This window comes from Empedobacter sp. UBA7494, assembly GCF_002478465.1.
In the GTDB taxonomy this organism is placed as follows: domain Bacteria; phylum Bacteroidota; class Bacteroidia; order Flavobacteriales; family Weeksellaceae; genus Empedobacter; species Empedobacter falsenii_B.
The window spans coordinates 26,076-33,665 of the sequence record NZ_DLOC01000079.1; the positions used below are offsets into that span (position 1 = coordinate 26,076).

The window sequence follows — 7,590 nt, forward strand, 5'->3', positions numbered from 1 at the left end:
ATTTTAAAGAAACAAATGTCCAGTTATTTTCAATATTTTAAACAACCAATTACAACATACGAACTTCCCGAAAAGTTTGATTATCCATTTTATTATGAACCAACTGAAATTGCGAAGCAAGCGTGTAAAGAGCTAAAAAAATACTTGGAAACTCAAACCGATTTTGAACATAATTTTGGTTTAGAAAATGATCTATCTTCTACTCCAATTGGTAAAATGTTTGGAGTTTTAGTTGTTCGAAATAAAAAAAATGAAGTCGGATATTTAGCAGCTGTTTCGGGGAAATTAGCTAATACTAATCAGCACAAACTTTTTGTTCCACCTGTTTTTGATATGTTGAATAAAAATGGTTTTTTCTTAGAACAAGAAGAACGTTTGAATGAAATCAATCGTATTTTAGAATCATTAGAGAATAATCAAAACTATCTACAACTTAAAGAAGATTTTATTCAATTTGAAATCAATTCTAAATTAAAAATTGAAGAAGGAAAACAACTTTTAAAATCAAATAAAAAAAACCGAAAATTTCAACGCGAAACAATTTCTCCAACTTTATCTCAAGAAGAACTTCAGAGTTTTGAAGAAGATTTAGTCAAACAAAGTTTACGCGATAAATACGAATTCAGAGTTTTGAGTGAAAAACTTGATGCTGAAAAACAGTTTTTATTAAACAAAATAAATGTTTTTGAGACTGAAATCAATTCATTAAAAGAAGAACGAAAAACAAAATCTAATTCGCTTCAAAATCAATTATTTAATCAATATCAGTTCTTGAATAAGTTTAAGCAAGAAAAAGGATTATTAGAGATTTTTTCGAACACTGTTTTTCAACAACCTCCAGCTGCTGCTGGAGAATGTGCTGCACCCAAATTATTGCAATATGCGTTTCAAAATGATTTAGAACCAATTTGTATGGCTGAGTTTTGGTGGGGAGATTCGCCAAAGTCTGAAGTTAGAAAACATGGTCAATTTTATCCAGCTTGTACAGGAAAATGTGAGCCTATTTTGGGACATATGTTGCAAGGAATTGAACTGAATGAAAACTTATTGTTGAAGCAAAATTCTACCGTTGAAGAATTAGAAATTTTATATCAAGATGATGATCTGGTTGTTATCAATAAACCAGAAGAGTTTCTTTCGGTTCCTGGAATTGAAATTAAAGATTCGGTTTATCTTAGAATTAAACATCAATTTCCATTGGCAACAGGTCCAATTATTGTTCATCGTTTGGATATGTCAACTTCTGGAATTCTTGTTTTGGCGTTAAATAAAGAAAGTCATAAACTTCTTCAACAACAATTCATTAAACGTAAAGTTCAGAAACGCTACATTGCACTTTTAGATGGAAATATTGAGCGCGATTATGGTTTTATAGATTTGCCTTTGCGTGTCGATTTGGACGATAGACCACGACAAATGGTTTGTTATGAACATGGAAAAAAGGCACAAACGAAATATGAAGTCATTACAAGAAAAAGCAATAAAACGCTTGTCTATTTTTATCCAATTACTGGTCGTACACATCAATTGCGCATGCATGCTTCGCATCGTTTGGGACTAAATGCGCCAATTATTGGCGATGATTTATATGGAAAAAAAGCAAATCGTTTACATTTACATGCAGAATCTTTGGAATTTACACATCCAAAAACGAAAGAATTGATGAAATTTCAGGTAGAACCAAATTTTAATCTCTAATTTTGCGAAAGAATACAAAGAATGGAAAATAAAGATTTGACAATACGAGAAGTGATTTATCGCGATATGGATACGTTGATTATGGCAAAATTGAAAAACGGATCTAACATTTCGATTGATGATTTGATTGATATTTCTTCTTATTTAGCAGCAAGTTTGTTCCGTGAACGTTGGAAACAAAAAGGTGAGTTGAGCGAAGATGAAGTGAATATCGTTTTAGGAAATGTTGGTGATTTTTGCAACGAACATTTTGGTGAATATTTTACACAACAAGATTTTGATAAAATTGTAAAAATTTCTCAATTATTGTTACAAAAACCTACGTTTGATAACGATTCGAAAGAATTTTTTGATGAAATATTGAAAAAATAGAGAAAATATTAAAAAACAAAACCACTTCATTAGAAATGGTTTTATTTTTTAATATTTTATAAAATCCCCATCAACTCTACTTCAAAAATCATAGTAGAGTAAGGACCTAATTCTTTCGAAATTTCTCGGTCTTTGTAACCAATTTCTGGTTTTACAACGAACCTAAATTTGCTTCCGATAGGCATTAATTGTACTCCTTCTGCCCAACCTTTTATTACATTTTCCAAAGGAAAAGCTGCAGGTTTCTTGCGTAGAGCCGAACTATCAAAAACTTCTCCATTGATATTTGTTCCATGATAATGGCATAAAACGGTATCGGACAAAATTGGTTTCACTCCTTCTCCCAATGTGATTACTTCATACAATAATCCACTATCAGTTTCGGTTACACCTTCTTTTAATTTATATTCTTCTCGAAAAGCTAAACCTTCTGTTTTGTTCTTTTCGATTAATTCTTGTTTACGTTTTAATAATAATTCAGCTACTCCCATACTGCAAATTTAAAAACAACAATTGCAAAATCTAAATTATTTTAAGATAAAAAATCCACTTCAAATGAAGTGGATTTTTTTATAAACTATATTGTATTCTTATTTTGCTTTGAATTTGTTAATCGCGTTAATCGTAAATTCTGATAAAACTAATTCACCCGAAATTTTTGCACGCTCGATTAATAACTCATCCCAATTTTCTGTTCCTTCCCACGCAACACGTTTCAAATGTTTCATTGCTTCTGGATTAGAGTTAGCTAACTTAGTAGCTAAAGAATTGATAGAAGCATCCATTTCCTCAATAGTTTCAAAAACATCTGCGTATAAACCTTTTTCTTTTGCCCATTCTGCTGTTTGGAATTCAGTTGCATTAATCGCCATTTGTGTAAAAGCAGAATTTCCAACTTTACGTTCAACTGCTGGTCCAACAACAAAAGGTCCGATACCTACAGCCAATTCTGATAACTTTACAGACGCAAATTCTGTTGCAAAAGTATAATCTGCTGCCGATGCAATTCCAACGCCACCACCAACTGCTTTACCTTGAATACGTGCTAAAACGAATTTTGTTGCTTTTCTAATCGCATTAATAACGTATGCAAATCCAGAGAAAAATTCTAGACCAGTTTCACTATCTTTGATTGAAATTAATTCGTCAAAAGATGCACCAGCACAGAATGTTCTGTCTCCAGCACTTCTCAAAACAATAACTTTTACTTCGTCATCGTTTCCTAATTTCTCGATTTCAGATGCTAAGTTTCTTAATTGAGAACCTGGCATTGAATTACTTTGTGGATGAAAGAATTCAATTGTACCAATTCCGTTTTGTATATCTGATTTTACGTAAGCTTTCATTTCTAATTTGAATATATGTTAATGAGATAATTTGAAAATTATTAGCTAATTAACGAATTATCACATTATCTAAATAAATTAATCTTGATTTAATTTTTTAACCATTGTTAAAATTGTTGCAATACCAACTGTTTCTCCCGTTTCGTCGTAAATATCAACTAACCAACGAACAATTCCTTTTGCCACATCGTTTTCATCTTTTTTCTCTTGATCGATTTTTTCTTTACACGTAAAACGCACTCCAATTGTAGAACCTGGATATACAGGCTTCACAAAACGACATTCATCTAAACCATAGTTTAATAAAACTGGACCTTTTTTCGCTAAAACAAATAAACCTGCCGCTTTAGACAATAAATAGTACCCGTGAGCAACATTACGCTCAAAAATAGTTCCTTCTAAAGAAGTTGCGTCAACGTGTGCATAGAAATTATCACCAGATAAAGCTGCAAATGCATTAATATCTGATTGTTGAATCGTATGTTTTGCTGTGATTAATGTATCACCAACTTTTACTTCTTCGAAATGCTTCGCAAATGGATGTTTATCTTCTTCAATATAATCTGCTCCGTATTGATATTGTTGCGTAACTGCCGTCAATTTATTTGGAGAACCTTGGATTGCTGTACGTTGCATATAGTGTAATACACCACGTTTTCCTCCCATTTCTTCTCCTCCTCCTGCACGACCTGGACCTCCGTGAACTAATAAAGGAAGTGGTGATCCGTGACCTGTCGATTCTTTGATACATTCAGCATCTAAAATAACAATACGCCCATGTAATGAACCTGCATTTAATACGAATTCAGTCGCAATATCATTATCAGCAGTAACAATAGAACACACTAACGATCCTTTCCCCATACGCACTAACTCAATTGCTTCGGCAGTTCCATTGTAAGGAATAATCGTAGAAACTGGTCCAAAAGCTTCGATATTGTGAACGTCCGTTTTATTGAATGGATCGTTGTTGAAGAATAAAATTGGAGAAATGAAAGAACCTTTGTTTTTATCAGCACCTTTTACTTCGAAATTATCTAAGTTTCCAAAAATAATTTCTTGTGTTTTAGCTAATTCTTCTACTTTCTCACGAACTTCTTTTACTTGCGCTGCTCCCGCTAAAGCTCCCATACGAACACCTTCCACATTTGGATCTCCAATTGTAGTCGTTGCTAAACGTTGTCCTAAAGCAATTTGAACATCCTCAACCAAATGAGCTGGCACCAATGCACGACGAACCGCTGTACATTTTTGTCCTGCTTTAGTTGTTATTTCACGTGTAACCTCTTTAATGAAAATATCAAATTCTGGTGAGCCAACTTGTACATCTTCTCCTAAAACACAAGCATTTAAAGAATCTGCTTCTAAGTTGAATGGAACACCTTCTGAAGTAATTCTTGGATGTGCTTTTAACATTTGTCCTGTCCAAGCAGAACCTGTAAATGTCACAACATCTTCTGACTCTACATTATCTAAAATTCCGTTTGCTGAACCTGTGATTAATTGTAAAGCACCGTCAGGTAAAATTCCAGATTCGATGATTGCGCGAACAACAGTTTCCGTTAAGAAAGATGTAATTGTCGCAGGTTTTACAATAGCTGGAACTCCAGCCAATAAATTAACCGCAACTTTTTCTAACATTCCCCAAACTGGAAAGTTGAATGCATTGATATGTATTGCAACACCTCGTTTTGGTGTTAAAATATGTGTACCTAAGAATGTTCCGTTTTTAGAGATTTTATGCGTTTCTCCTTCAACATAAAATGGTTGATCTCCGAATTGACGTCGTAAAGATGCATTGGCAAATAAGTTTCCAATTCCTCCTTCAATATCAACCCAAGAATCTGCACGTGTTGCACCTGTTGCCCAAGAAACCGTGTAAAATTCTTCTTTACGATCCATTAAGTATAAGGCTAATTTTTTCAACATTAAACCTCTTTCTTGGAACGTCATTTTACGTAAAACTGGTCCACCAACTGTACGTGCATAATCCATCATCGCACCGAAATCTAATCCAGCTGATGATGCAGTTCCTATTTCTTCGCCATTGATGGCGTTATATAACATTTGCCCTTCAGACGAACCTTTTGTCCATTGTCCTAAAGCATAATTTTCTAATTGTTTAGCCATTTTTATGTTGTTTGTGTTTTTAATACGTTTACGGAATTCGAATTTCGAAAATCGTTTTACTTACTTTCATTCCACGTTTTATAATTCGAAGCCATTGACTCGTAATAATAATCTGGAACTTCTGTTAATGGTTCACAAGGTTTTAAACTATCATGACAATCACTTGGTAATTGCATATATTGTTGAGTACCTTGATCTTTCCATTCGATCATTTGATCCGAAACTTGTTTTACGATTTTTGCAGGATTTCCAACCACTACACTTCTAGTCGGAATATGTGTATCAGCCTTTACAAAAGCTAAAGCACCAACAATACATTCGTCTTCTACCACAACATTATCCATAACAACTGCATTCATCCCAACCATACAATTACGACCAATTATTGCGCCGTGAATAATTGCGCCGTGACCGATATGCGCTTTTTCTTTTAATTGAACTGTTGTTCCTGGAAACATATGAATCGTACAATTTTCTTGTACATTGCAATTATCTTCGATAATAATTTGTCCCCAATCACCACGTAACGCACAACCTGGACCAATGTAAACATCTTTCCCAATAATCACATTTCCTGTCACTACAGCTTGCGGATGAATAAATGCTGTTGGATGAACAACGGGTTTATATCCTTTGAATTCGTAAATCATAATTTGTAGATTTGAGATAGTAGTATTGAGTAATGAGATTTTATTTAATTGTCACTCTGTGTTTATTTCAGAATCTCATTAAGTTAATGTGATACTGAAACAAGTTCAACATCACTAAAATCTAATATCTAACTTCTCAATACTAGAATCTATTTTTTATGCTCTTTCAATAATTACAGCGTAACCTTGTCCTAAACCGATACACATTGTAACCAATGCATAACGTTTTCCTGTAGCTTGTAATTCGTAAGCCGCAGAATTTAAGATACGCGCTCCTGACATTCCAAGTGGATGTCCTAAAGCGATAGCTCCACCATTTGGATTGATACGAGAATCGTTATCTACTAAACCTAATGCACGCGTACATGCTAAAGATTGCGCTGCAAAAGCTTCATTTAATTCAATTACATCAATATCATTCATTGTTAAACCAGCTTTTTCTAATGCAATTTTAGTTGCATTCACTGGTCCAATTCCCATAATGCGAGGCTCAACACCTGCAACACCAGAAGAAACAATACGTGCCATTGGTGTTAAACCAAAATCTTTAATCGCTTGTTCAGAAGCTAAAATATTCGCTGCCGCACCATCATTAAGCCCAGAAGCATTACCCGCAGTTACCGTTCCATCTGCTTTGAAAGCTGGGCGTAACTTTGATAAAATCTCCATTGTTGTATTATTCTTTGGGAATTCATCTATATCAAAAATAATAGCATCACCTTTACGTTGTGGAATAACAACAGGAACAATCTCTTTCGCTAAACGTCCATTCGCTTGCGCAGCAGCCGTTTTTTGTTGAGACCAAACCGCAAATAAATCTTGATCATCACGCGAAATATTATCACGCTCTGCTAAATTTTCAGCTGTATTACCCATTCCATCAACTCCCCACATTTCTTTCATTTTTGGGTTAATAAAACGCCAACCAAAAGTTGAGTCATAAATTTGTGCATCACCACCAAATGGAGAAGCCGATTTAGAAATTACTAAAGGTGCACGTGTCATCGATTCTGCTCCACCAGAAATCATTAATTGTGCATCACCAACCTGAATTGCTCTCGATGCTGCAATTGCAGCTGATAAGCCAGAAGCACATAAACGATTCACTGTTTCACCTGGAACTGTGTAAGGTAATCCAGATAATAAAGCCGACATACGAGCTATATTACGGTTATCCTCTCCTGCTTGATTTGCATTCCCTAAAATTACATCGTAGAATGCAGCAGGATCAATTGATGGATTTCTTTTTAATAATTCGGCGATTACCATTGCCCCCATATCATCTGGACGAACAGCAGATAATCCACCTTTTAATTTACCAATTGGAGTTCTAACTCCATCTATAATATATGTTTGGTTCATTGTTTTAAAGCTTTATGCCTAAAACTTTATGC

General features: G+C 34.2%; 7 protein-coding genes. 2 read left to right on the forward strand and 5 right to left on the reverse strand.

Annotated features, from left to right (window positions below):
* Window positions 1-15 precede the first annotated feature (15 nt).
* Both B4E95_RS09545 and B4E95_RS09550 read left to right on the forward strand, forming a co-directional pair.
* Window positions 16-1,698 carry an RluA family pseudouridine synthase gene (locus B4E95_RS09545; protein ID WP_291073465.1) on the forward strand — a complete coding sequence of 561 codons (1,683 nt, stop codon included), beginning with the start codon at window positions 16-18 and terminating at the stop codon, window positions 1,696-1,698.
* A 21-nt stretch (window positions 1,699-1,719) separates the two neighbouring features.
* On the forward strand, window positions 1,720-2,070 hold the full coding sequence (locus B4E95_RS09550; protein WP_291062452.1) for a hypothetical protein: 351 nt from the start codon (window positions 1,720-1,722) through the stop codon (window positions 2,068-2,070).
* A 56-nt stretch (window positions 2,071-2,126) separates the two neighbouring features.
* Here the strand turns inward: B4E95_RS09550 and B4E95_RS09555 are convergent, their stop codons facing one another.
* The 5 genes from B4E95_RS09555 to pcaF all read right to left on the reverse strand — a co-directional run bounded on the left by B4E95_RS09555 (window position 2,127) and on the right by pcaF (window position 7,558).
* Window positions 2,127-2,561: an FKBP-type peptidyl-prolyl cis-trans isomerase gene (locus B4E95_RS09555; RefSeq protein ID WP_291062450.1), complete on the reverse strand. Its 435-nt coding sequence runs from the start codon at window positions 2,559-2,561 to the stop codon at window positions 2,127-2,129.
* Window positions 2,562-2,660: 99 nt separating this feature from the next.
* Complete coding sequence (locus B4E95_RS09560) at window positions 2,661-3,416, reverse strand: enoyl-CoA hydratase/isomerase family protein (protein WP_291091333.1); 756 nt, start codon at window positions 3,414-3,416, stop codon at window positions 2,661-2,663.
* 78 nt (window positions 3,417-3,494) lie between these two features.
* Window positions 3,495-5,546, reverse strand: coding sequence for a phenylacetic acid degradation bifunctional protein PaaZ (gene paaZ, locus B4E95_RS09565; RefSeq protein ID WP_291062447.1), 2,052 nt, complete (start codon window positions 5,544-5,546; stop codon window positions 3,495-3,497).
* Window positions 5,547-5,602: 56 nt separating this feature from the next.
* Window positions 5,603-6,196, reverse strand: a complete 594-nt coding sequence (locus B4E95_RS09570) for a transferase hexapeptide repeat family protein (protein WP_291062445.1) — start codon at window positions 6,194-6,196, stop codon at window positions 5,603-5,605.
* A 156-nt stretch (window positions 6,197-6,352) separates the two neighbouring features.
* Window positions 6,353-7,558, reverse strand: a complete 1,206-nt coding sequence (gene pcaF, locus B4E95_RS09575) for a 3-oxoadipyl-CoA thiolase (RefSeq protein ID WP_286496259.1) — start codon at window positions 7,556-7,558, stop codon at window positions 6,353-6,355.
* Window positions 7,559-7,590 lie beyond the last annotated feature (32 nt).